The organism is Streptomyces sp. NPDC020807 (genome assembly GCF_040641575.1).
Taxonomy (GTDB): Bacteria; Actinomycetota; Actinomycetes; order Streptomycetales; family Streptomycetaceae; genus Streptomyces.
Genome location: NZ_JBFADU010000004.1, coordinates 62404 through 84890 on the forward strand (window position 1 = coordinate 62404; position 22487 = coordinate 84890).

General features: G+C 72.1%; 22 protein-coding genes. 9 read left to right on the forward strand and 13 right to left on the reverse strand.

The window, feature by feature from the left end:
* The first annotated feature begins 110 nt into the window (after positions 1 to 110).
* From pknB to AB0G79_RS08135, 3 genes are all read left to right on the forward strand, one after another.
* Positions 111 to 2036, forward strand: a complete 1926-nt coding sequence (gene pknB, locus AB0G79_RS08125; RefSeq protein WP_360802016.1) for a Stk1 family PASTA domain-containing Ser/Thr kinase — start codon at positions 111 to 113, stop codon at positions 2034 to 2036.
* Positions 2037 to 2042: 6 nt separating this feature from the next.
* Positions 2043 to 2918: a deoxyribonuclease IV gene (locus tag AB0G79_RS08130; protein ID WP_360802019.1), complete on the forward strand. Its 876-nt coding sequence runs from the start codon at positions 2043 to 2045 to the stop codon at positions 2916 to 2918.
* A gap of 84 nt (positions 2919 to 3002) precedes the next feature.
* Positions 3003 to 3521, forward strand: a complete 519-nt coding sequence (locus AB0G79_RS08135) for a DUF4396 domain-containing protein (protein ID WP_360802022.1) — start codon at positions 3003 to 3005, stop codon at positions 3519 to 3521.
* Between the two features lie 29 nt (positions 3522 to 3550).
* Here AB0G79_RS08135 and AB0G79_RS08140 read toward each other — a convergent pair whose 3' ends face one another.
* The gene (locus tag AB0G79_RS08140) at positions 3551 to 4201 is read right to left on the reverse strand and encodes a sulfite oxidase-like oxidoreductase (RefSeq protein ID WP_360802025.1); all 651 of its coding nucleotides are present in this window, start codon (positions 4199 to 4201) and stop codon (positions 3551 to 3553) included.
* Positions 4202 to 4386: 185 nt separating this feature from the next.
* Here AB0G79_RS08140 and bfr point away from each other — a divergent pair, with 185 nt between their 5' ends.
* Positions 4387 to 4863, forward strand: coding sequence for a bacterioferritin (gene bfr, locus AB0G79_RS08145; protein WP_043223049.1), 477 nt, complete (start codon positions 4387 to 4389; stop codon positions 4861 to 4863).
* Positions 4864 to 4882: 19 nt separating this feature from the next.
* Here bfr and AB0G79_RS08150 read toward each other — a convergent pair whose 3' ends face one another.
* Positions 4883 to 5152 carry a (2Fe-2S)-binding protein gene (locus AB0G79_RS08150; protein WP_360802029.1) on the reverse strand — a complete coding sequence of 90 codons (270 nt, stop codon included), beginning with the start codon at positions 5150 to 5152 and terminating at the stop codon, positions 4883 to 4885.
* A gap of 122 nt (positions 5153 to 5274) precedes the next feature.
* Positions 5275 to 6627 carry a class II 3-deoxy-7-phosphoheptulonate synthase gene (locus tag AB0G79_RS08155; protein WP_360802032.1) on the reverse strand — a complete coding sequence of 451 codons (1353 nt, stop codon included), beginning with the start codon at positions 6625 to 6627 and terminating at the stop codon, positions 5275 to 5277.
* Between the two features lie 173 nt (positions 6628 to 6800).
* Between AB0G79_RS08155 and AB0G79_RS08160 the strand changes: the two genes are divergently transcribed.
* The 3 genes from AB0G79_RS08160 to AB0G79_RS08170 all read left to right on the forward strand — a co-directional run bounded on the left by AB0G79_RS08160 (position 6801) and on the right by AB0G79_RS08170 (position 11721).
* Positions 6801 to 9599, forward strand: coding sequence for an N-acetylmuramoyl-L-alanine amidase (locus AB0G79_RS08160; RefSeq protein WP_360802034.1), 2799 nt, complete (start codon positions 6801 to 6803; stop codon positions 9597 to 9599).
* A gap of 88 nt (positions 9600 to 9687) precedes the next feature.
* Complete coding sequence (locus AB0G79_RS08165) at positions 9688 to 9744, forward strand: trp operon leader peptide (RefSeq protein ID WP_360803051.1); 57 nt, start codon at positions 9688 to 9690, stop codon at positions 9742 to 9744.
* 105 nt (positions 9745 to 9849) lie between these two features.
* Positions 9850 to 11721 carry an anthranilate synthase family protein gene (locus tag AB0G79_RS08170; RefSeq protein ID WP_360802037.1) on the forward strand — a complete coding sequence of 624 codons (1872 nt, stop codon included), beginning with the start codon at positions 9850 to 9852 and terminating at the stop codon, positions 11719 to 11721.
* Between the two features lie 9 nt (positions 11722 to 11730).
* Here the strand turns inward: AB0G79_RS08170 and AB0G79_RS08175 are convergent, their stop codons facing one another.
* From AB0G79_RS08175 to AB0G79_RS08190, 4 genes are all read right to left on the reverse strand, one after another.
* The gene (locus AB0G79_RS08175; protein WP_360802040.1) at positions 11731 to 12726 is read right to left on the reverse strand and encodes a 2-hydroxyacid dehydrogenase; all 996 of its coding nucleotides are present in this window, start codon (positions 12724 to 12726) and stop codon (positions 11731 to 11733) included.
* A gap of 113 nt (positions 12727 to 12839) precedes the next feature.
* Positions 12840 to 13517 carry a response regulator transcription factor gene (locus AB0G79_RS08180; protein WP_360802043.1) on the reverse strand — a complete coding sequence of 226 codons (678 nt, stop codon included), beginning with the start codon at positions 13515 to 13517 and terminating at the stop codon, positions 12840 to 12842.
* Entirely contained in the window at positions 13514 to 14728 is a 1215-nt protein-coding gene (locus tag AB0G79_RS08185) for a DUF5931 domain-containing protein (protein ID WP_360802046.1), read from the reverse strand. The genes AB0G79_RS08180 and AB0G79_RS08185 overlap by 4 nt, the downstream gene beginning before the upstream one ends.
* A 96-nt stretch (positions 14729 to 14824) precedes the next feature.
* Positions 14825 to 15556, reverse strand: a complete 732-nt coding sequence (locus tag AB0G79_RS08190; RefSeq protein ID WP_360802049.1) for a lysophospholipid acyltransferase family protein — start codon at positions 15554 to 15556, stop codon at positions 14825 to 14827.
* Between the two features lie 189 nt (positions 15557 to 15745).
* Between AB0G79_RS08190 and AB0G79_RS08195 the strand changes: the two genes are divergently transcribed.
* Positions 15746 to 16537, forward strand: a complete 792-nt coding sequence (locus tag AB0G79_RS08195; RefSeq protein ID WP_360802052.1) for an alpha/beta fold hydrolase — start codon at positions 15746 to 15748, stop codon at positions 16535 to 16537.
* Positions 16530 to 17276, forward strand: a complete 747-nt coding sequence (locus AB0G79_RS08200) for a hypothetical protein (protein ID WP_360802055.1) — start codon at positions 16530 to 16532, stop codon at positions 17274 to 17276. The genes AB0G79_RS08195 and AB0G79_RS08200 overlap by 8 nt, the downstream gene beginning before the upstream one ends.
* 187 nt (positions 17277 to 17463) lie before the next feature.
* Here AB0G79_RS08200 and AB0G79_RS08205 read toward each other — a convergent pair whose 3' ends face one another.
* From AB0G79_RS08205 to AB0G79_RS08230, 6 genes are all read right to left on the reverse strand, one after another.
* The gene (locus tag AB0G79_RS08205) at positions 17464 to 18237 is read right to left on the reverse strand and encodes an endonuclease/exonuclease/phosphatase family protein (protein ID WP_360802058.1); all 774 of its coding nucleotides are present in this window, start codon (positions 18235 to 18237) and stop codon (positions 17464 to 17466) included.
* A gap of 85 nt (positions 18238 to 18322) precedes the next feature.
* The gene (locus AB0G79_RS08210; RefSeq protein WP_360802061.1) at positions 18323 to 19264 is read right to left on the reverse strand and encodes an ROK family glucokinase; all 942 of its coding nucleotides are present in this window, start codon (positions 19262 to 19264) and stop codon (positions 18323 to 18325) included.
* Positions 19265 to 19330: 66 nt separating this feature from the next.
* Positions 19331 to 19873, reverse strand: coding sequence for a DUF5304 domain-containing protein (locus AB0G79_RS08215; RefSeq protein ID WP_360802064.1), 543 nt, complete (start codon positions 19871 to 19873; stop codon positions 19331 to 19333).
* A gap of 41 nt (positions 19874 to 19914) precedes the next feature.
* Positions 19915 to 21057 (reverse strand): ArsA-related P-loop ATPase, encoded by a 1143-nt coding sequence (locus tag AB0G79_RS08220; protein ID WP_360802067.1) that lies wholly within the window; start codon positions 21055 to 21057, stop codon positions 19915 to 19917.
* A 43-nt stretch (positions 21058 to 21100) separates the two neighbouring features.
* Positions 21101 to 21541, reverse strand: a complete 441-nt coding sequence (locus AB0G79_RS08225) for an SRPBCC family protein (protein WP_360802070.1) — start codon at positions 21539 to 21541, stop codon at positions 21101 to 21103.
* 89 nt (positions 21542 to 21630) lie between these two features.
* Positions 21631 to 22398 carry a metallophosphoesterase gene (locus AB0G79_RS08230; protein WP_360802073.1) on the reverse strand — a complete coding sequence of 256 codons (768 nt, stop codon included), beginning with the start codon at positions 22396 to 22398 and terminating at the stop codon, positions 21631 to 21633.
* Positions 22399 to 22487 lie beyond the last annotated feature (89 nt).

Here is a 22487-nt window from a genome sequence, read left to right on the forward strand (position 1 = left end):
TTCCGCCGGGGCGGAACGGGTGGGCACCGGTCGAGGCGCTCGTCACAGGTTCGCTGCGGTGAGGGGGCGACGGCGCGGGGGGCCTCTCCCCGGCTCGTAGACTCGACGCCGTGGACACGACCCTTCAGGACCCCCTCGTCGGGCGGCTGCTCGACGGCCGCTACCGCGTCGACGCGCGCATCGCCGTCGGCGGTATGGCCACGGTCTACCGGGCCGTGGACACCCGCCTCGACCGCGTCCTCGCGCTCAAGGTGATGCACCCCGCCCTCGCCACCGACGCCGCCTTCGTCGAGCGCTTCATCCGCGAGGCGAAGTCCGTCGCGAGGCTCGCCCACCCGAACGTCGTCGGCGTCTTCGACCAGGGCGCCGAGGGCGCCTACGTCTACCTGGCCATGGAGTACGTCGCCGGCTGCACCCTCCGCGACGTCCTGCGCGAGCGCGGCGCCCTCGCGCCCCGCGCCGCGCTCGACATCCTGGAGCCCGTCCTCGCCGCGCTCGGCGCCGCCCACCGGGCCGGTTTCGTGCACCGGGACATGAAGCCGGAGAACGTCCTCATAGGGGACGACGGCCGGGTCAAGGTGGCCGACTTCGGTCTCGTACGGGCCGTGGGCTCCGCGACGGCCACCACCGGGTCCGTCCTCGGCACCGTCTCGTACCTCGCGCCGGAGCAGATCGAGCACGGCACCGCCGACACCCGCGCCGACGTGTACGCCTGCGGTGTCGTCCTGTACGAGATGCTGACCGGCGCCAAGCCGCACGACGGCGACACCCCCGCCCAGGTCCTCTACCGGCACCTCCACACCGACGTCCCGGCCCCCTCCGCCGCCGTCCCCGGCCTCGCCCTGGAGCTGGACGAGCTGGTCGCCGCCGCGACCGCCCGCAACCCCGAGGTCCGCCCGCACGACGCCGTCGCCCTGCTCGCCCTGCTCCGCGAGGCCCGCGCCGGGCTCACCGACGAGCAGCTGGACGCCGCGCCCCCGCAGGCCCGCTCCGGCACGCGGGACACCGCCGACGACCGGACCTCCGTGATCGCCCGCGCCGTACCGGCGGCCGAGGCGGACGGCGACGACCGGCGGTCCGTCCAGCACACGAACCGCATGCCCGTCCCCGTACCGCCGCCCCCGGCCACGCGGTCCGCCCGTCGGCGGCCGCCGCGCGGCCCGCTCACGATCGTCCTCGCCGTCCTGCTCCTCCTCGGCCTCGGCACCGGCGTCTGGTACATCAACTCCGGCCAGTTCACCCGCGTCCCCGCCGTCCTCGGCCAGACCGAGGCCGTCGCGACGAAGCGCGTCAAGGACGCCGGTCTCGACGTCGGCACGACGAAGCGCGCCTTCAGCGAGGTGTACGAGCGCGGCACGGTCATGGCCGTCGACCCGGCCCCCGGCGAGCGCGTCCGGGGCAACGGCACGGTGACCCTGACGATCTCCCGCGGCCCCGAGACCGTGAAGGTCCCGAACCTCAGGGACAAGCCCCTCGCGGAGGCCAGACGTCTCCTCAAGGAGGAGGGCCTCGCCCCCGGCGTCGTGACCAGCGAGTTCAACGACACCGTCGCCCAGGGCGCGGTGATCAGCAGCGACCCCGCCGCCGGCACCGAGCGAAGCCCCGACTCCGCGGTCGCCCTCCTCGTCAGCAAGGGCTCCCCGGTCGACGTCCCCGACGTCACCGGCGAGAGCCTCGCCGACGCGACCGCCCTCCTGGAGGAGGACGGCCTGACGGTGAAGGTCGCGCCGGAGCGGGTGCACTCCCCCGAGCCCGCCGGCTCCGTCGCCGCGCAGTCCCTCGCCGAGGGCAGCCGCGCCGCCGAGGGCGACACGATCACCCTCACCGTCTCCAAGGGCCCGCGGATGGTGGAGGTCCCGGACGTCACCGGGGAGACCACCGACGACGCCCGCACGGCCCTGGAGGACGCGGGCTTCACGGTCGAGATCAAGAAGTCCTTCCCGTTCCTCGGCGACACGGTCGCGAGCCAGTCCGTCGACGGCGGCGACACCGCCCCCGAGGGCTCCACCGTCACCCTCACGATCAAGGGACTCTGAGCACCCATGCGCGACGCACTCCTGCGCAACCCGGTCGGCGGCCACGTCCCCGTGGCCGGCGGACTCGCCACCGTCGGCCTCGGCTACGCCCGCACGCTCGGCGCCGAGACCGTCCAGGTCTTCGTCGCCAACCCGCGCGGCTGGGCCACCCCGGCAGGCAACCCCGCCCAGGACGAGCGGTTCCGGGAGGAGTGCGCCGCCGAGTCGATCTCGGCCTGGGTCCACGCCCCGTACCTCATCAACTTCGGCTCCCACACCGAGGCCACCGTCGAGAAGTCGGTCGAGTCGCTGCGGCACTCGCTGCGCCGGGGCCGGGAGATCGGCGCGAAGGGCGTGGTGGTCCACACCGGCTCCGCGACCGGCGGCCGTCCGCGCGCGGAGGCGCTGGCTCAGGTACGGGAGCGGATGCTGCCGCTCCTCGACGAGCTGACGCACGCGGACGACCCGGACCTCCTCATCGAGTCCACCGCCGGCCAGGGCTTCTCGCTCTGCTCGCGCGCCGAGGAGTTCGGTCCGTACTTCGACGCCCTCGACCACCATCCGAAGCTCGGCATCTGCCTCGACACCTGCCACATCTTCGCCGCGGGCCACGACCTGACGGGCCCGCACGGGGCGACGCAAACCCTCGACCAGCTGGTGGCGACCGTCGGCGAGGGGCGGCTGAAACTGATCCACGCCAACGACTCGAAGGACGTCGTGGGTGCCCACAAGGACCGTCACGCGAACATCGGCGCCGGGCACATCGGCGAGGAGGCCTTCGGGAACCTCCTGCGCCATCCGGCCACCGAGGGCGTACCGCTGGTCATCGAGACGCCCGGCGGTACGGAGGGCCACATCGCCGACGTCGAACTCCTGAAGAAGCTGCGCGAGCGCAGGAGCTGACCCCCTCCCCTTGAGCAGTACCCCCTAGGGGTATACGGTTCCGTCATAGGCAACGGAACCGCTACCCGACGCTGGGGGCACCGCATGCAGCACGACGCGCACGCACACCACGACCACACGGGTCACGGGGCCGGCCACGGGGCCGGTCACGGGGCCGGTCACGGGGCGGCCTCCTGGGGCATGGCCGCCAGGGCCACCCTCCACTGCCTCACCGGCTGCGCCATCGGCGAGGTCCTCGGCATGGTCATCGGCACGGCGCTCGGCTGGGGCAACACGGAGACGATGATCCTCGCGATCGTCCTCGCGTTCGCCTTCGGCTACGCGCTGACCCTGCGCGGCATCCTCGCCGCCGGCGTCGCCTTCGGGGCCGCCTTCAAGGTCGCGCTCGCCGCCGACACGCTCTCCATCGCCGTCATGGAGATCATCGACAACACCGTCATCGCCCTCTGGCCGGGCGCCATGGACGCACACCTCGACGACCCGCTCTTCTGGATCGTCCTCGCCATCGCGCTCGCCGCCGCCTTCGTGATCACCACGCCGGTCAACAAGTGGATGATCGGCCGCGGCAAGGGCCACGCGGTGGTCCACCAGTACCACCGCTGACCACCACAGGCCGCCGCCGGCGGGCGCCCCTACAGCTCCGGACCGTCCCCCGGTTCCTCCTGGTACGAGTACCGCTGCTCCGTCCAGGGATCGCCGAGGTTGTGGTAGCCGCGCTCCTCCCAGAAGCCCCGGCGGTCGGCGGCCATGTACTCCACGCCGCGGACCCACTTGGGGCCCTTCCAGGCGTACAGGTGGGGGACGACGAGCCGCAGCGGGAAGCCGTGCTCGGCGGTGAGCAGCTCTCCCCCCTTGTGGGTGGCGAAGATCGTCCGGTCGGCGGCGAAGTCGGCGAGTCGCATGTTGGCGCTGTAGCCGTACTCGGCCCACACCATGACGTGCGTTACCTGCGGCGCGGGCGGCGCGAGTTCGAGGACGGTCCGGGCGGGCACCCCGCCCCACTCGGCGCCCAGCATGCTGAACTTCGTCACGCAGTGGAGGTCGGCCGTGACCGTGGAGAACGGCAGGGCCGAGAACTCCTCGTGGTTCCAGCAGCGCTTGTCACCGTCCGCCGTCGCGCCGAAGACGCGGAACTCCCAGCGCTCGGGCTTGAACTTGGGCACGGGTCCGTAGTGGGTGACCGGCCAACCCCGCTGGATGCGCTGGCCCGGCGGAAGATCCGGTGAACGATCCGGCTCCCCCGCTTCACCTTCCCGGCGTTCTCCGCTCTCCGGCTGACCCATTCCTCCATGGTGACAGACGGCGAGGGGTGGTGATGACCAGCAGACCCCCTACCCGGTCTTTTATGAGGACAAGTCGCACTAAGCCTGCACTTACTGGACTCCCCCCATTCGGGGTGCGAGGATGCGGCCATCCTGCCCAGTGACGGCGCGAATACACCACGTGCAAACGGAAGGAGCCCTCTGCGATGCAGGGCGACCCCGAGGTCCTCGAGTTCCTCAACGAGCAGCTGACCGGCGAGCTGACGGCCATCAACCAGTACTGGCTGCACTACCGCATCCAGGACAACAAGGGCTGGACGAAGCTCGCCAAGTACACCCGCGAAGAGTCCATCGACGAGATGAAGCACGCGGACAAGCTGACCGAGCGCATCCTGATGCTCGACGGCCTGCCCAACTACCAGCGGCTCTTCCACGTCCGGGTCGGCCAGACGATCACCGAGATGTTCCAGGCGGACCGCCAGGTCGAGGTCGAGGCGATCGACCGCCTCAAGCGCGGGATCGAGGTCATGCGGGCGAAGGGGGACGTCACGTCCGCGAACCTCTTCGAGGAGATCCTCGCCGACGAGGAGCACCACATCGACTACCTGGACACGCAGCTGGAGCTGATCGAGTCCCTGGGCGAGGCGCTCTACATCTCGACGCTCATCGAGCAGCCGAGCTGATCCGGCACCCCCTGGGCGGCTAGGCGGCTTCGCCCAGCTCCACGACGGTGTCGGCCGTCTCGGCGGTCATCTCGGCGGTCAGGGCGGGCATGCCCTGGTCCACGAGCTCGCGCCGGGGGCAGTTGCCGCGCCCGAGAATGGCCTGAATACGACGGACGCAGGAACCGCAGTCCGTGCCGGCCTTGCAGGCGGAGGCGATCTGGCGGGGCGTGCAGGCGCCCGCGTCGGCGTGCTCCTTGACCTGCTTCTCCGTGACACCGAAGCATGAGCAGACGTACACGCGGTTCACCTCCCGCCGAGATCATTTAGGTTAACCTAACCTTACCCGGAGGGGCGGGGCTTCAAAAGTCCCCCATACGACGATGGGGCGCGGATCACAACGATCCGCGCCCCATCCCCGTAGGAACCTACTTACTGATCGCGGTACATCTCCGCCACCAGGAACGCCAGGTCGAGCGACTGGCTGCGGTTGAGCCGCGGGTCGCAGGCCGTCTCGTAGCGCTGGTGCAGGTCGTCGACGAAGATCTCGTCGCCGCCGCCCACGCACTCGGTGACGTCGTCACCGGTGAGCTCGACGTGGATGCCGCCCGGGTGGGTGCCGAGCTCCTTGTGGACCTCGAAGAAGCCCTTGACCTCGTCGAGCACGTCGTCGAAGCGGCGGGTCTTGTGGCCGGAGGCGGCCTCGAAGGTGTTGCCGTGCATCGGGTCGGTGACCCAGGCGACGACCGCGCCCGAGGCCGTGACCTTCTCGACGAGCTCGGGGAGCTTGTCGCGGACCTTGTCGGCGCCCATGCGGACGATGAAGGTCAGCCGGCCCGGCTCGCGCTCGGGGTCGAGACGGTCGACGTACGTCAGCGCCTCGTCGACCGTGGTCGTCGGGCCGAGCTTGATGCCGATCGGGTTCGCGATCTGCGAGCAGAACTCGATGTGGGCGTGGTCGAGCTGGCGGGTGCGCTCACCGATCCAGACCATGTGGCCGGAGGTGTCGTACAGCTTGCCGGTGCGCGAGTCCGTACGGGTCAGGGCACCCTCGTAGTCGAGGAGCAGCGCCTCGTGGGAGGCGTAGAACTCGACGGCCTTGAACTCGGCCGGGTCGGTGCCGCAGGCCTTCATGAAGTTGAGCGCGTTGTCGATCTCGCGCGCCAGCTGCTCGTAGCGCTGGCCCGACGGGGACGACCTCACGAAGTCCTGGTTCCAGGCGTGCACCTGGCGCAGGTCCGCGTAGCCACCGGTGGTGAAGGCGCGCACCAGGTTCAGCGTGGAGGCGGAGGCGTGGTACATCCGCTTGAGGCGCTCGGGGTCCGGGATGCGGGCGGCCTCGGTGAAGTCGAAGCCGTTGACGGAGTCGCCGCGGTACGTCGGCAGGGTCACGCCGTCGCGGGTCTCGGTCCCCTTGGAGCGGGGCTTGGAGTACTGGCCCGCGATGCGGCCGACCTTCACGACGGGCACGGAGGCCGCGTAGGTGAGGACGGCGCTCATCTGGAGCAGCGTCTTGAGCTTGGCCCGGATGTGGTCGGCGGACACGGCGTCGAAGGCCTCGGCGCAGTCGCCGCCCTGGAGCAGGAACGCCTCGCCACGGGCGACGGCTCCCATCCGGGCGCGCAGCTGGTCGCACTCGCCGGCGAAGACGAGCGGAGGATACGACTCGAGGTCCGCGATCACATCGCGCAGAGCCTCGGCATCGGGGTACTCGGGCTGCTGCGCCGCGGGCAGGTCTCGCCAGGTCGCCTTGGCGACGGCGTGGGTATCAGCGTTCACGGTCACGCACACCACAGTACGGGGTCGCGCGACCGTGCCCGCCGTACTGCCCAGTGACTGAGACACGCGCCCGAAATGTCCGCCGGTGATCTTCACGCCTTCGAGTGGTGTTACCCTCTGGCCCGTTTAACAGGTTGAGCAGCTTTAACAAGAGCAAAGTCGAATTCACAGGGGTGGGCGTGACCCAGAGGCACCGCAGGGACCGCAAGAAGAAACGAATCATGTACGGAGCGGCGGCAGCGGTCGTCGCCACCGCCACGATCGGCACCCTCGCGATCGCCTCGCCCGGCCTCGTCGGCGCGGCGGGCGACGCGAAGGCGACGGGTGACGCGTCCCTGCAGGAGCAGTTCGCGAGCGCGGCGCGCGAGTTCGACGTGCCGCAGAGCGTGCTGATGGCGGTGTCGTACCGCCAGACGCGGTGGGAGAGCCACGACGGGCTCCCGAGCACCACGGGCGCGTACAACGTCATGGGCCTGACGGACGTCGACCCCGAGGACATCGAGCAGCCCTCCGACGAGGAGCGCCTCGCGCACCTGAACGCGAGCGGCAAGGCCGAGATCGAGAAGACGTTCAACAAGGCCAAGGCCCTGGCGGCGCTGCCGAAGGAGACCGTCGACACCGACGACCCGCGGCTGCACACCCTGGACAAGGCCGCCGGCCTGATCGACAGCTCCACCGAGGCCGTCCAGAACGACACCACCGCGTCCATCCGCGCCGGTGCCGCGCTGCTCGCCGAGTACCAGAAGCAGGCCGGCGCCGAGCTCTCCGACGACCCGGGCGCCTGGTACCCGGCCGTGGCGCGCTACAGCCAGTCGCCGGACCGGAAGGGCGCCGACCTCTTCGCGAAGCGCGTCTTCGAGTCGATCCGGACGGGCGAGCAGGCGCTCACCACGGACGGCGAGTCGGTCGCGCTGCCCGCGGACCCGGCGGTCGAGCCGGTCAAGCCGTCGAACGTGCCGCTGGCCGCGTCCTTCGCGGACACCACGGCGGCCCCGGCCCCCGAGTGCCCGACCACCGGCCTGGTCTGCGACTTCCGCCCGGCCGAGGTACCCAGCACCGGCCAGCGGAACTACACCCTCGCGAACCGCGCCAAGGGCACGCAGCTGGACATCAGCCGCATCGTCATCCACGACACCGAGGGCAGCTACGACGGGACCATCGCGACCTTCCAGAGCGCGACGGCCAAGGGCAGCGCCCACTACCTGATCCGCGCCAACGACGGTCTGGTCACCCAGATGGTCGAGAACAAGAACATCGCGTGGCACGCGGGCAACTGGTCCGACAACATGCACGCCATCGGCGTGGAGCACGAGGGCTACGCGATCAAGGCCGGCAAGTGGTACACCGAGCCGCAGTACGAGTCCTCCGCCAAGCTGGTCAAGTTCCTCGCGACCACGTACGGCATCCCGATCGACCGTGAGCACATCATCGGCCACGACGAGGTCGCCGGGCACGTCAACTCCAAGGTCTCGGCCATGCACTGGGATGCCGGTCCCTTCTGGGACTGGAACCACTACATGTCCCTGCTGGGCGCCCCGACCGGTGCCGGTCGCGCCGGCGGCCCGCTCAAGGCCGGCCAGCTGGTCCGCGTCGTCCCGCCGTTCACCTCGGCGAACCAGCCCAAGATCACCTACGGCGGCGCAGCCGTCACCGCCCAGCCGGCCAACTTCGGCTACCTGTACGCCACGGCGTCGACCGCGACGCCGATCAAGGACGAGTACCTGCCCCAGGACTACGCGTGGACCGAGGGCCCCAACTGGGGCAACAAGGTCCGGGCGGGCGGCTCCTACGTGGTCGCCGCCGCCACGAACGACTGGACGCAGATCTGGTACGGCGGGAAGAAGGCCTGGTTCTACAACCCCGGCGGCCAGTACACCTCTCCCGTCACGAGCACGTCGGCACGGGTACTGAAGGCCAAGTCCGGAGTGACCCCGCTGATCTTCGGCCGGTCCTTCCCCGAGACGTCGGCCTACGCCGCCTACGGCCTGACCGCCCCCACGGACAACCCCAACTACCTGTCCAAGTACTCCTTCGGCGACGGCGCGGCGTACGTGAAGGCCGGTCCGGCGGTGAAGGGTGACGACTTCTTCGGCTCCGCCCAGAAGAACGTCGTGGGCACCGACACGTACATCCCCATCCGGTACAACCACCGCATGGCGTGGGTGAAGGCGTCGGACGTCGTGGAGGCGACTCCCACCGCCCCCGTCCCCACCACCAACCGCTACAACATCATCGGCCGCGACTCCAGCGGCGTGACCTACCAGTACCAGGGCACCGGCAACGGATCCGCCCCGTTCCTGAAGCGGTTCAAGGTCGGGACCGGGTGGGGCGGCTACAACGTCGTCACCCCGATGACCGCCCTGCGCGCCGACGGCACCGGTGACGTCGTGGGCCGGGACTCCTCCGGTGTCCTCTGGTACCACCAGGGCAGTGGCAACCCCACCTACCCCTTCAAGGCCCGCGTGCGCGTCGGCACCGGCTGGTCGGTCTACGACCGCATCGTCGGCGTCCGTGACATCACCGCCAACGGCAAGGCCGACCTGATCGCCCGTGAGAAGGCGACCGGCGACCTGTACCTGTTCAAGGGCACCGGCGACATGACCCGCCCCTTCACGTCCCGCAGCAAGATCGGCTACGGCTGGCAGACGTACAGCGCGATCATCCGCACCGGCGACCTGAACGGCGACGGCAAGGCCGACCTCCTCGCCCGCGACAACGCCGGCGTCCTCTACTCCTACGAGGGCACGGGCGACGGCGCCAAGCCGTTCAAGGCGCGCTACAAGGTCGCCACCGGCTTCCCGGCCTACCACACCGTCTTCGGTCCGAGCGACCTCGGCGGTGACGGCAGGGGCGACCTCATCGCCCGCGACACGGCCGGCACGCTCTGGTACTACAAGTCCACCGGCAGCCTCACCGCTCCGCTCGCCCCGCGCGTGGCCGTCGGCACCGGCTGGCAGATGTACGGCATGATCTTCTGATCACGCGTTCCCCCGACGGGGCCCGTTCCGCGCTGTCCACAGTGCGGAACGGGCCCCGTTCCCGTGAGCCGTGGGCTACAGTGCTCGCATGTACACGCCTCAGATCCAGAATTGGTGGTGGACCGCTCATCCGGCGGCCCACTGATCGCGCGTACACAGAACGCACACAGGCCGCCCGAGGGGCGGCCTTTCTCGTACCCGGGGCCGTTCCTCTCCACAGATCTCAGATCATGGAAGGAACAACCACACCGTGGACCTCTCCCGTCTCCTCGACGACTCCTGCCCCCCGTTCGCCCTGATCCGCCGCCGCACCCCCGGCCGCGACCACGACACCGTCGAGGTCCTGGTCGGCCGGGTCCACGAGGCCGAGCGGCTGGCGGAGCTGCCCGTCGGCCCGCTGCCGACGCTCGCGCTCGTGCCGTTCCGGCAGATCAGGGAGCGCGGCTTCGACGTCCGCGACGACGGGACCCCGCTCTCCGTGCTCGTCGCCGACGAGGCGTACGAGCTGCCGCTCGCCGAGGCGCTCGCGCAGCTCCCGTCGCACGACGTGCGCGTCGAGGGCGGCGGGTTCGACGTCTCCGACGAGGAGTACGCGGGGACCGTGCGCCGGGTCATCGAGGAGGAGATCGGTTCGGGCGAGGGGGCGAACTTCGTCATCCGCCGGACCTACACCGGCGAGATCCCCGGCTTCGGCCGGGCCGACGCCCTGGCCCTCTTCCGGCGGCTGCTCGCGGGCGAGCGGGGCGCGTACTGGACGTACGTCGTCCACACCGGCGACCGGACGCTCGTCGGCGCGAGCCCCGAGGTGCACGTCAGGATGTCGGGCGGGACGGTCGTCATGAACCCGATCAGCGGCACGTACCGCTACCCGGCCGGGGTCGCGCCGACCGCCGACGACCTGCTCGCCTTCCTCGCCGACCGCAAGGAGACCGAGGAGCTGTCGATGGTCGTCGACGAGGAGCTCAAGATGATGTGCACGGTCGGCGACATGGGCGGGGTCGTCATCGGGCCGCGGCTGAAGGAGATGGCCCATCTCGCGCACACCGAGTACGAGTTGCGCGGGCGGTCCTCGCTGGACGTCCGCGAGGTGCTGCGGGAGACGATGTTCGCGGCGACCGTGACGGGCTCGCCGGTGCAGAACGCCTGCCGGGTGATCGAGCGTCACGAGGCCGGCGGACGCGGCTACTACGCGGGGGCGCTCGCGCTGCTCGGCACGGACGACAGCGGCGCGCAGACGCTCGACTCCCCGATCCTGATCCGTACGGCGGACATCGCGGCGGACGGGAGGCTGCGGGTGCCCGTCGGCGCCACCCTCGTCCGCCACTCGGACCCGGACAGCGAGGTCGCCGAGACCCACGCGAAGGCGGCCGGGATCCTCACCGCGCTCGGGGTCCGGGAGAGCCGGCCGGCCGACGACGGCGCCCCGGCGGCGCCCCGGCTCGCCGACGACCCGCGGGTGCGGGCCGCCCTGGACGGGCGCCGGGCCGACCTCGCGCCGTTCTGGCTGAAGATGCAGGCCCGCTCGGCGGAGCTGTCGGGGCACGCCCTGGTCATCGACGCCGAGGACACCTTCACGGCGATGCTCGCGCACGTGCTGCGCTCCTCCGGCCTCGACGTGTCGGTGCTGCGCTACGACGAGCCGGGGCTGCGGGAGCTGGCGCTCGCCCACGAGGGGCCGGTCGTGCTGGGCCCCGGCCCGGGGAACCCGGCGGACGCGGCCGACCCGAAGATGCGCTTCCTGCGCGGGCTGACGGCGGAGCTCGTCCGGGACCACCGGCACGGGCTGCTCGGCGTCTGCCTGGGGCACGAGCTGATCGCGGCCGAACTGGGCCTGGAGATCGTCCGCAAGCGGACCCCGTTCCAGGGGGCCCAACTGCGGATCGACCTCTTCGGGCAGGAGCGGACGGTCGGCTTCTACAACAGCTTCACGGCCCGCTGCGACGACCGGTCGGCGACGGAGCTGGCGCTGCACCGGATCGAGGTCAGCCGGGACGCGGAGACGGGCGAGGTGCACGCCCTGCGCGGGCCGGGCTTCGCGGGCGTGCAGTTCCACCCCGAGTCGGTGCTGACGCTGGAGGGCGCGGCCCTGACGGCCTCGCTCCTCGCCGGGGTGCTGGTCTGAAGCAGGCGCTCAGGCCCTCGGTACCAGGACGTTCTCGTCGCGCCGCCCCGCGGTGTAGTTGAGGACGTTCTGGACCGTGGTGTCGATGATCTGGCCCACCGCGTCCACCGTGTAGTACGCCTGGTGCGAGGTCACCACGACGTTGGGGAAGGTGACCAGGCGGGCCAGGGTGTCGTCCTCGACGACCTCCAGGGACTTGTCGAGGAAGAAGAGCCCGGCCTCGGCCTCGTACACGTCGAGGCCGACCCCGGCGAAGCGGCCCCTGCGGAGCTCGGTGACGAGGGCCTCGGTGTCGACGAGTCCGCCGCGGCTGGAGTTCACCAGGATGACGTCGTCCTTCATGGCCTTCAGGGCGGCGGCGTCGATGATGTGCTGGGTGGCGGGGAGCAGCGGCACGTGGAGGCTGATGAGGTCGGCCTCGGTGAAGAGCCGCTCCTTGTCGACGTACTTCATGCCGAGTTCGACGCAGGCGGGGTTCTCGGCGACGTCCCAGCCGAGCAGGTTCATGCCGAAGCCGTGGGCGATCCGGGTGAAGGCCTCGCCGATCTTGCCGGTGCCCAGGACGCCGACGGTACGGCCCCGCAGGTCACGGCCCATCAGGCCGTCGAGGCGGAAGTCGAAGTCGCGGGTCCGGTTGGAGGCGCGGACGATGCGGCGGTTGACGGCCATCGCGAGTGTCCAGGCGAACTCGGCGACGGAGTACGGCGAGTAGTAGGAGACGCGGGCGACGGTGAGGCCGAGGCGCTCGGCGACCTCCAGGTCGATGTTGTTGAAGCCCGTGGAGCGCTGGGCGATCATCTGGGTGCCGCCGGCGGCGAGCGTCTGGAGGACCTTGTGGTCGAGGCTGGCGTTGACGCTGGTGGAGACGATCTCGTAGCCGGCCGCGATGGGCGCGGTGTCCTCGGTGAGGAAGACGTCAAGGCAGCGGACGTCATGGTGCCCCTCGAACGCCTTCTCGATCAGGGGCTTCTCGTCCGCCTGTACGCCGAATGCCAGGATTTCCACGGGTTTCCCCTTGAGATGCCGATGGGCCGCATGTTCACGGTTCTGTCCGGATATCGCGAATATACGGCCCTCCCGGGCGCCACGCCCGGCGCGGGCCCCTCCTCAGGACGGCGTCACGCGTCGTCGAGACCCCGCTCGATGGCGTACCGGACGAGCTCCACGCGGTTGTGCAGCTGGAGCTTCCCGAGCGTGTTCTGCACGTGGTTCTGGACCGTGCGGTGCGAGATCACCAGGCGTTCGGCGATCTGCTTGTAGCTGAGGCCCTTGGCGACGAGCCGCAGGACCTCCGTCTCCCGGTCGGTCAGCCGCGGGGCCTCCGGCTCGTCGGCGCCGCCCGCCGAGGCGGGCTCGGAGGCGAGACGGCGGTACTCGCCGAGGACGAGACCGGCGAGGCCCGGCGTGAAGACCGCGTCGCCCACGGCCGTCCGCCGCACGGCGTCGATGAGCTCCTCCGTACTGGCCGACTTGAGGAGGTAGCCCGTGGCGCCGGACTTGACCGCCTCCAGGACGTCCGCGTGCTCGCCGCTCGCCGAGAGGACCAGGACCCGCAGCCCCGGCCGGGCGCCGACGAGCTCCTTGCAGACCTGGACGCCGGGCTTGACCGGCAGGTTCAGGTCGAGGACCAGGACGTCCGGCGTGACCGCCGTCGCCCGGCGCACGGCCTGCTCGCCGTCGCCCGCCGTGGCGACCACGTCGAAGCCCGCCTCCGCCAGGTCACGGGCGACCGCGTCCCGCCACATCGGGTGGTCGTCGACGACCATCACCGTGATCCGCTGCTGTTGCTCGCTCATTTCCCCTGCCCTGCCTTGCCCCGTGGAACCTTCAGTTCGACTTCCGTGCCCTGCCCCGGGACCGAGATCACCTCGGCCGTGCCGCCGAGGTCCCGCAGCCTGCCCTGGATGGAGAGCGCGACCCCCATCCGGCCCTCGCCCGCGGCCTCCGCGAGGCGGCCCTCCGGGATGCCGGGGCCGTCGTCCCGTACGGTCACGATGACCTCGTCCGGCCAGTCCTCGACGAGGATCCACGCCTGCGCGTCCTCCCCCGCGTGCACCCGGACGTTGTCCAGGGCGGCGCCGACGGCGGCCGCGAGCTCCCGGGCCCCGGGGCCCGGGAGGAGGACCGGCGCGCCCGGCTCGGAGAGGGTGACCCGGGCCCCGGCCCGCGGGGCGAGCAGCACGCGCAGGTCGACCGGCGAGTCGTCGTCCGGGTCGTCCGCCTCCTCGACGACCCGCACCACGGCCCCCTCGGACTCGTCCTCGGAGGCGAAGCTCGGCCGGACCAGGCCGCCGGCGACGAGGGTGCGGAGCGCGATCTCCTGCTCTCCCGCCATGCGGGCGATCACTGCGGCCTCGCCGCCCATCTCCGTACCGCGCCGCTTCACCATCGCGAGCACCTGGAGGACGCTGTCGTGGATGTCCCGGGCGAGCCGCTCCCGCTCGCGGGTGGCGGCCTCGATCTCCAGGGCGCGGGCGAGGGTGCGCTCGGAGGCGCGGGCGACCTCGACGACGTACCCGATGGCGATGGAGGCGACCCAGACGAGCAGCACGTTGTGGACGGTGTCCCGGCTGGGGTGGCCGCGTTCGACGATGTTGGCGAAGGCGACGAGGGTGGAGGCGATCGCGGCCCAGCGCCAGCCGCCCTTGAGGGCGTACGCGAGGACGGAGCCCGCGGTCCATATCGACGGCAGGGTGGGGCCGTCGATCTGCTGGGCCTGGGCGTCGACGAACGGGGTCAGGAGGATGCCGACGAGCGCGACGGCGAGGTCGGCGCCGAGGAAGCGCTTGGTGCAGCCGGCGGCGTTGGCGACCTTGGGGAGCGTCGCGAGGGTCCAGACGCAGAGGACCGCGAGATAGCCGACGGCGACCCAGGGCCGCTCGTACTTCCCGGGGTCCAGGGCGAAGAGGAGGACCGCGTACCCCATCGTCAGGACGCGGTAGCCGGTCAGCGCCCGCCACAACGGCTGCTCGACCGACATGCGCACGACACGCTCGCGCTTGGCCATCTCCCCCACCCCCTGGAAAACCCCTGGAAAACCCCCGGACGCACCCGGCCGGGGAGGACCGCCTCCTGCCCCCGGCCGGGGAGGACCGCCTCCTGCTTACGCGCCGGACTCCTCCCGCGCCGCGATCTCGGCCTTGACGGCCTCCTTGGCCGCCTTCTCCGCCTCCGCGATCTGCCGCTTGGCGGCGGTCGCGTAGATGTCGACGTACTCCTGGCCGGACAGCTTCATGATCTCGTACATGACCTCGTCGGTCACCGAGCGGAGGATGAACCGGTCCCCGTCCATGCCCTGGTACCGCGAGAAGTCCAGCGGCTTGCCGATCCTGATCCCCGGGCGCATCAGCTTCGGGACGACCTTGCCGGGCGGCTGGATCTTCTCCGTGTCGATCATCGCGACCGGGATCACGGGCGCGCCGGTGGCCAGGGCCACGCGCGCGAGACCGCCGGGCTTGCCGCGGTAGAGGCGGCCGTCGGGCGAGCGGGTGCCCTCGGGGTAGATCCCGAAGAGCCCGCCCTTCTCGATGACCTCGATGCCGGCCTTGATCGCCGCCTCGCCGGCGCCGCGGGCGCCCGAGCGGTCGACGGGGAGCTGGCCGACGCCCTTGAAGAAGGCGGCGGTGAGCTTGCCCTTCACGCCCGGCGAGGTGAAGTACTCGGCCTTGGCGATGAAGGTGACCTTGCGGTCGAGGACGGCGGGGAGGAAGAAGGAGTCCGAGAACGACAGGTGGTTGCTCGCCAGGATCGCGGGACCCTCGGCGGGAACGTTCTCCAAGCCCTCGACCCAGGGCCGGAAGGCAAGCTTCAGGGACCCTCCGATGGAGAACTTCATTGCGCCGTAGATCAACTCGCCAAGCCTTCCGTGTGCCGTCGCGACGACTTTATCCCGTGCCGGCCCACGGCCCCCGCTACGGCCCTGGTCGGTGTCCTTCCGGTCGCGTACCGTGAAGGTCCTTCCCCCATATTCCGTCGCTCCGGCGCACTCGAAGACGCCGGAGTCGCGAGCGAACAGGAGACCCCGGTGCCGGTCCTTCCCGGAGCCGAGCCGTACCGCCATGAAGGCGGAGAGGTCGGCGTCCTTCTCTGTCACGGATTCACCGGTTCCCCGCAGTCCATGCGCCCCTGGGCCGAGTACCTCGCGGAGCGCGGTCTCTCGGTGTCGGTGCCGCTGCTGCCCGGCCACGGCACCCGCTGGGAGGACATGGCGCTCACCACCTGGCACGACTGGTACGCGGAGGTCGACCGGGCCCTGCGCGAGCTCCTGGCCACCTGCGAGACCGTCTTCGTCTTCGGGCTCTCCATGGGCGGCGCGCTCTCGCTGCACCTCGCCGCCCAGCACGGCGACGCGGTGCGCGGCCTCGTCCTCGTCAACCCGGGCAACAAGGTGCACGGCCTCGCCGCGCACGCGCTGCCGGTCGCCCGCCACCTGGTCCGTACGACCGCGGGCATCGCGAGCGACATCGCGAAGGAGGGCGTGACGGAGGTCGGCTACGAGCGGGTGCCGCTGCACGCGGCGCACTCGCTGCGGCGGTTCTTCCGGACGGTGGACGCGGAGCTGCCGCGGGTCACGCAGCCGCTGCTCCTGCTGCACAGCCCGCAGGACCACGTGGTGCCGCCGGCCGACTCGGCCCGGATCCTGAGCCGGGTCTCCTCGACGGACGTCAGGGAGGTCCTGCTGGAACAGAGCTACCACGTCGCGACGTTGGACCATGACGCGGAGCGGATCTTCGAGGAGAGCTGGGCGTTCGTCCAGCGGCTCACCACGCTTCCGGTCGAGGGGACCCAGGGGAAGAGGAGCAGCAGCGGTGGCTGATCAGCAGGACGGCGGCGAGCGGGAACCACAGCCCATCGACGAGGAGGCGGCCTGGGCCGCGATCGTCGCCGGGTACGGGGAGGAGCCCGCGGACCCTCCGGGGGCGAGGCCGTACCGCCCGATCGAGACCTTGTCGCTGCCGGAACCGGAGGACGAGGACGAGGCCGGAGGGGGGAACGTGGGCCCGGCGAAGCCGGGGACGGGCACGTGGAAGTCGGAGGGCGGCCTGCGGAAGCCCGCCGCCGGAGACTCCGGTCCCGGTACCGGCTCCGCCGCGGACCCCGCCGCCGACACCGCCCCGGACGCCGCCGCTGACGCCGCCCCGGACGCCGGCGCCGAGACCGCCCCCGACGACAGGCCCGAGGCCGGTACGGGCAAGCCCGCGCTCGGCAGCTCCGTCGTCTTCGCCCCCGGGGTGCGGCCGACCGGCCCCCGGGACTACACCCCGGCCGAGCCCGAGGACGGCCCCGGCGGCTCCGACGAGGGCCACTTCGTGCCGCCGGAGCCCCCGCCGCTGCCGGAGGCCGACGCCACGACCAAGTTCGCCTGGCTCGGCGTGGTCGGCGGCCCGGTGCTGATGCTGCTGGCCGTCCTGCTCCAGTGGGACATGACGTGGTGGCTGACGACGGTCTGCGTCGGCGGCTTCCTGGGCGGCTTCGCGACCCTCGTCGCGCGCATGAAGCACGACGACGAGGACGACGACGGCTTCGACGACCCGGGCCGCGGCGCGGTGGTGTAACCCCAGAAGTCCCCGTCAGGCCGCCGCGGGCACACGGATCGCCGCCGGTACCGGCAGGTGGGCAGAACCTCCCGACGCCGCCCTCGCACCGCTCGGTGCCGAGGGCACCTCCCGGGCTTCGGTCGGCTGCGCCGGACTCCGTCCGCCGGCCACGGTGCCGGGGGCTCCGGCCGGAGGCGGGGCGCCGTCAGGCCGTCGCGGGCACACGGACCGCCGCCAGTACCGGCAGGTGGTCCGTTGCCGTTCTCAGGTCGGTGGGGTCGAGGTGCTGGGGGACCCCGCAGCCGAGGAACTCGACGCCCGGGGTGGCCAGGATCGCGTCGATCCGGCGGTCCGGGGCGCTCGGGGGCCAGGTGTTCTCGCCGCCCCAGGGGCGTTCCGTCCAGCCGTCCCGCAGCCGTGTGCCGAGGCGGGTGAAGGCCGGGCCGCCGGGGCGCTCGTTCAGGTCGCCGGCGACCAGGGTGTACGGGGTTCCCAGGGCGGCGACCCGTTCGAGGACCAGGCCGGCCTGGGCGTACCGCTCGTCCTTCGCGAGGCTCAGGTGGCAGCTGATCAGCCCGACCCTGGCCCCGGCGAAGCGCACGACGGCGGTCGCGAGGCCCCGGCGGTGCAGGCCCGGGGTGCGGGGCAGCAGGACGTCCTCGGTGCGCTCCACGGTGGCCCGCAGGGAGCAGAGCAGCAGCGGTCCCGCCGCGGTGGCGCCGCCGCTCAGCATGACGAGCTCGCTCTTCGCGGCGAGCCGGGCCGCGTGCTTGCGCCAGCGGAAGAAGCGCGGGGCCTCCTGGGCGAAGACGACGTCCGGCGCGCACGCCCTGATGACCCGGGCGAGGGCGTCCTCGTCGTCCCGCATCGAGCGGATGTTGTAGCTGAGGACCCTCAGGACGGCCGAACCGTCGGCCTCGGTGCGGGAGTCGGGCAGGTCGGGCAGGTCGGGCAGCTCGGGCAGCTCGCTGATCGCCATGTCCGGCAACATACGCCGACCGCCCGCCGGGTCCCAGAGGACGCGACGGGCGGTCGGCGTATCCGTGTGCCGGGCGGGCCGGGCGTCAGCCCTGGCGGGCCAGGTCCGCCGCGCCGACCAGTCCGGCCTTGTTGCCGAGCTGGGCCGCGAGGACCTGGGCGTGCGGACGCCACTTGCCGCCGATCAGCCAGCGCCGGAAGGACGAGCGGATCGGGTCGAGGACGAGGTCGCCCTCGTCCGAGACGCCGCCGCCGACGATGAACGCCGACGGGTCGAAGAGCGAGGCCAGGTCGGCGAGGCCGGCGCCCGCCCAGCGGGCGAGCTCGCGGAAGGAGTCGACGGCGACCGGGTCGCCCGCGCGGGCGGCCTGGCTGACGTGGCGGCCCTCGATGCCCTCGGGGGTGCCGTCGCCGAGGCCGAGCAGGATCTCCGCCCGCTCGGGGGTGGCGAGGGCGCGCTGCTTCGCGTACCGCACGAGGGCGCGCCCGGAGGCGTACTGCTCCCAGCAGCCCTGGCTGCCGCAGCCGCAGAGCAGGCCGTCGGGGACGACCCGGATGTGGCCGAACTCGGCGGCGACGCCGAAGCGTCCGCGGCGCAGCTTGTTGCCGATGATGATGCCGCCGCCGAGGCCGGTGCCGAGGGTGATGCAGATGACGTCCTCGTGGCCCTGCCCCGCGCCGAACCTGTACTCGCCCCAGGCCGCCGCGTTGGCGTCGTTCTCCACGACGACGGGGAGGCCGACGCGCTGCTCGACCTTGTCCTTCAGCGGCTCGTGCCGCCAGTCGATGTTCGGCGCGAAGAGGACGGTGGCGCGCTTGTCGTCGACGTAGCCGGCGGCACCGATGCCGACGGCCTCGATCGTGTGCCCCTTGCCGGCCTCGGAGACCGCGGCGCTGATCGCGTCGACGATGCCTTCGGGGGTCGGCGGGGTGGGCACCTTGTGCGTGTCGAGGATCTTGCCGTCCTCGTCGACCACGCCGGCCGCGATCTTCGTGCCGCCGATGTCGACGCCGATGGTGAGTCCCATGTGTCCCTCAGTTTTCGGTCGAGCCCCGCTAGGGCCCACCGTACCCGAGGGGGAGGCGGCTACTGATCAGTCAAGGTCGATGTGCTCGCCGCTCGCGGGGCCCTCGTCGTCGTCCCGGGAGCCTCCGCGGGAGTCCTCGCGGGAGTCGCCACGGGAGCCCCCGCCGAAGTCGCCTCGGGAGTCCTCGCGGGAGTCGCCGGAGCCCTCGCGGCGGGCGCCCCCGGCCTCGCGGCGCGGGTCGTCCTCCTCGACGGTCCCGCCGCGGGTCCAGCGGGTCTCGTGGCCCTCGACGGCGGAGCGGTAGGCGGCGAGGAGTTCGCTCCCGGCGGCGGCGAGGTGGTCGAAGACCTGCGGGTTGCGCTCGATGACGGGCTCGACGGCGGCCTTCGCCTGGCTGACGAACTGCTGGACGGTCTGTCCCCCGAGGCCGAGCAGGGGTCCGGCGGTCCCGCCGAGCCCCTCGGTGATCTTCCCGGCGACGGCGTCGAACAGCTTGCGGAACTCCTCGGCGGCGGAGCCGGGCTCGGCGCCCCGCTCCGCGCGGCGGCGGGCCTTCTCCGCCTCCAGGTCCTCGGCGCACGCCCGGGCCCAGGCGTCCGATTCGCTCATGGCGTACTCCTCCGTGGCAGGTACTTCGACGGTACACGCCCTCAGGGGGTGCGCGGCCAGAGTCCCGGGTCCGGGGTGAAGCGGACCCGCAGGTCCCCGTCGACGAGTCCGGCGCCGCTCACGGTGCAGCGGCGCAGGGCTCCCGGCAGGGCGAGGTGGCGGCGGAACGGTCCGACGGCGAGGAGCAGTTCGTCGCCCCTGCGGACGAGGGAGAGCTCCTCCTTCACCGCGCCGGGCAGCGGGATGTGCCAGACGAGGACGCCGTCCTCGGCCCGCCGGTCCTCGATCTCGCGGACGGGTACGGGGCCGGGCTCGCGCGGCGCGGGTGGGACGGGCGCGAGGAGGGCGAGGTCGTCGGCCCCGTGCGGGTCCCGGCCGAGGTGCGGCAGCTCGTGCACGACGCCGACGGCGGTACGGAGCTCCGCGAGGTGCCGGTGCTGCCGGGCGGTGAGCCCGGCGAGCCAGGGGTCGGCCGTGGCGTCGGGGTCCCCGGGCAGCAGCCGGTTGGCGACGACGGAGTCGAGGGCGAGGCCCTGGAGGGCGAGGCCGAGCCGGGCGGTGCGCAGGGCGCGGGCGGCGGCGGGCCCGGGTTCGAGCACGAGCCGGACACGGGTGGTGGGGGCGTCGACGACGGCCTGGGCGGCGGCGAGTTCGGTCTCCCAGCGCGCGGTGGTCTCGTACAGCCACTGCGCGGGCATCGGGACCCCGGCGAGCTGGGCGAGCATGGGGCGCAGGGCGCGGGCGGCCTGCCGCTCGGGGGGCAGGAGGCGGCGCAGGTAGCGGCGGAGCTGCTCGGGCAGGGCGAGCAGGGCGAGCGCCTCGGGGAGCGGGGGCAGGTCGACGACGGCGAGGTCGTGCGGTCCGGCGGCGGCGTCGCGGAGGGCCCTGAGCAGGGCGAACGGACGGCTGCCGGGGAGCTCGGTGAGCTCGGCCTCCTCGAAGGGCGCGGCCCCGAGCAGGTCGAGGGCGGCGCCGGAGCGGGCCTGGAGGGCGAGGAACTCGCGCCGGAAGTCGGCGGCGGGTTCGGGTCGCAGCAGGGTCAGGCCGTCGCCCGCGAGGGCGGGGTCGGCCTCCTCGGAGACCAGCAGCGCCCGCCGCCCCGCGCGTGCCTCGGCGAGGGCGGTGGCGGCGGCGACGGTGGTGCGTCCGGCGCCGCCGGGGCCGGTGACAAGGATGATCTCCATGCGGAGGACGTTACCGCCGCCCGCCGGACCGTCCCAGGGCCGGTCAGACGCCGGATTCGACGCGCTTCTTCAGACCGGCGAGGGCGCGGTCGATGATGACCTTCTCGGCCTTGCGCTTGATCATGCCGAGCATGGGGATCTTGACGTCGACGGTCAGCTGGTAGGTGACCTCGGTGCGGTTGCCGCCCAGGTCGGCGAGCTTGTAGGAGCCGTCGAGGGAGCGGAGCATCTGGGACTTGACCAGGGTCCAGCTGACCTCGTCGGAGCCGGTCCAGGTGTACGCGAGGACGTGGTCGTCCTTGATGGCGCCCGCGTCGAGCAGCAGCCGGACCTTCTCGGCGCGGCCGGCCGCGTCCTTCTCCAGGACCTCGGCCTCCTTCACCTCGCCCGTCCAGTCGGGGTAGCGGGCGAAGTCGGCGATCACACCCATGACGTCGGCCGGCGCCGCCTCGATGGTGATGCTCGAGCTGGTGTGTTCGGCCATCGCGGTGGCTCCTCCACGTGCGGTCCGGCGGGAAGGGAAAGGGCACAGGCGTGCCTACGGAAGGCTATCGCGCCGCGCCCTCGCGCCCGTCACCACTCCAGGGCGAAGGGCCGGCCGGTCGAGGCGAAGTGGCCGACGTTGACGCACTCGGTGGCGCCGATCCGCATCCGCCGGGCGAGCGGCTGGTGGACGTGGCCGAAGAGGGCGTACCGGGGCCGGGTCCGCCGGATCGCGTCGAGGAGGGCGCGGCTGCCGCGCTCGAAGCGGCGGGCGACGGTGTCGTAGGTGAGCTCGGGGACGTCCGGCGGGATGTGGGTGCAGAGGACGTCGACGTCGCCGAGGGCCTCGACCTTGGCGGCGTACTCCTCGTCCGGGATCTCGAACGGGGTGCGCATCGGGGTCTGCAGGCCGCCGCCGACGAAGCCGAAGGTGAGGCCGCCGAGCTCGACGCGCTGTCCGTCGAGGACGGTGGTGCCGGGGCGGGCGTACTCGGGCCAGAGGCGGGGGATGTCGACGTTGCCGTAGGTGGCGTACGTGGGGGCGGGGAAGGCGGCGAACATCTCGGCGTACTGGCGGCGGACGGCGGCCTCGATGGCGGTGTCGCGGTCGACGTCGAGCTCGGCCCAGAGGCGACGGCCCAGGTCGCGGGCCTCGTCGAAGCGGCGGGCGGTGCGCAGTTCCACGATCAGGTCGGCGTTCTCGACGCCGAAGAGGTCGGGGAAGATCCCGCGGCTGTGGTCGGCGTAGTCGAGGAAGAGGACCAGGTCCCCGAGGCATATGAGGGCGTCGGCGCCCTCCCCCGCCGCGGCGAGGTCTCCGGCGTTGCCGTGCACGTCACTGACCACATGGACTCGCATGGGCCCACCCTAGGGGGTGTCACCTGCGGTTACTTCCGAGTCGGGAAACCTGTGGATTACTGTGCGCTGAGAGCCGTCACGCATGTGTG

Excerpts from the sequence above, each read along its gene's own strand:
- AB0G79_RS08130 (WP_360802019.1), top strand. The coding sequence starts at position 2,043 with ATGCGCGACGCACTCCTGCGCAACCCGGTCGGCGGCCACGTCCCCGTG.
- AB0G79_RS08135 (WP_360802022.1), top strand. The coding sequence starts at position 3,003 with ATGCAGCACGACGCGCACGCACACCACGACCACACGGGTCACGGGGCC.
- AB0G79_RS08140 (WP_360802025.1), bottom strand. The coding sequence starts at position 4,201 with ATGGGTCAGCCGGAGAGCGGAGAACGCCGGGAAGGTGAAGCGGGGGAG.
- bfr (WP_043223049.1), top strand. The coding sequence starts at position 4,387 with ATGCAGGGCGACCCCGAGGTCCTCGAGTTCCTCAACGAGCAGCTGACC.
- AB0G79_RS08180 (WP_360802043.1), bottom strand. The coding sequence starts at position 13,517 with ATGAGCGAGCAACAGCAGCGGATCACGGTGATGGTCGTCGACGACCAC.
- AB0G79_RS08185 (WP_360802046.1), bottom strand. The coding sequence starts at position 14,728 with ATGGCCAAGCGCGAGCGTGTCGTGCGCATGTCGGTCGAGCAGCCGTTG.
- AB0G79_RS08190 (WP_360802049.1), bottom strand. The coding sequence starts at position 15,556 with ATGAAGTTCTCCATCGGAGGGTCCCTGAAGCTTGCCTTCCGGCCCTGG.
- AB0G79_RS08205 (WP_360802058.1), bottom strand. The coding sequence starts at position 18,237 with ATGGCGATCAGCGAGCTGCCCGAGCTGCCCGACCTGCCCGACCTGCCC.
- AB0G79_RS08210 (WP_360802061.1), bottom strand. The coding sequence starts at position 19,264 with ATGGGACTCACCATCGGCGTCGACATCGGCGGCACGAAGATCGCGGCC.
- AB0G79_RS08215 (WP_360802064.1), bottom strand. The coding sequence starts at position 19,873 with ATGAGCGAATCGGACGCCTGGGCCCGGGCGTGCGCCGAGGACCTGGAG.
- AB0G79_RS08220 (WP_360802067.1), bottom strand. The coding sequence starts at position 21,057 with ATGGAGATCATCCTTGTCACCGGCCCCGGCGGCGCCGGACGCACCACC.
- AB0G79_RS08225 (WP_360802070.1), bottom strand. The coding sequence starts at position 21,541 with ATGGCCGAACACACCAGCTCGAGCATCACCATCGAGGCGGCGCCGGCC.
- AB0G79_RS08230 (WP_360802073.1), bottom strand. The coding sequence starts at position 22,398 with ATGCGAGTCCATGTGGTCAGTGACGTGCACGGCAACGCCGGAGACCTC.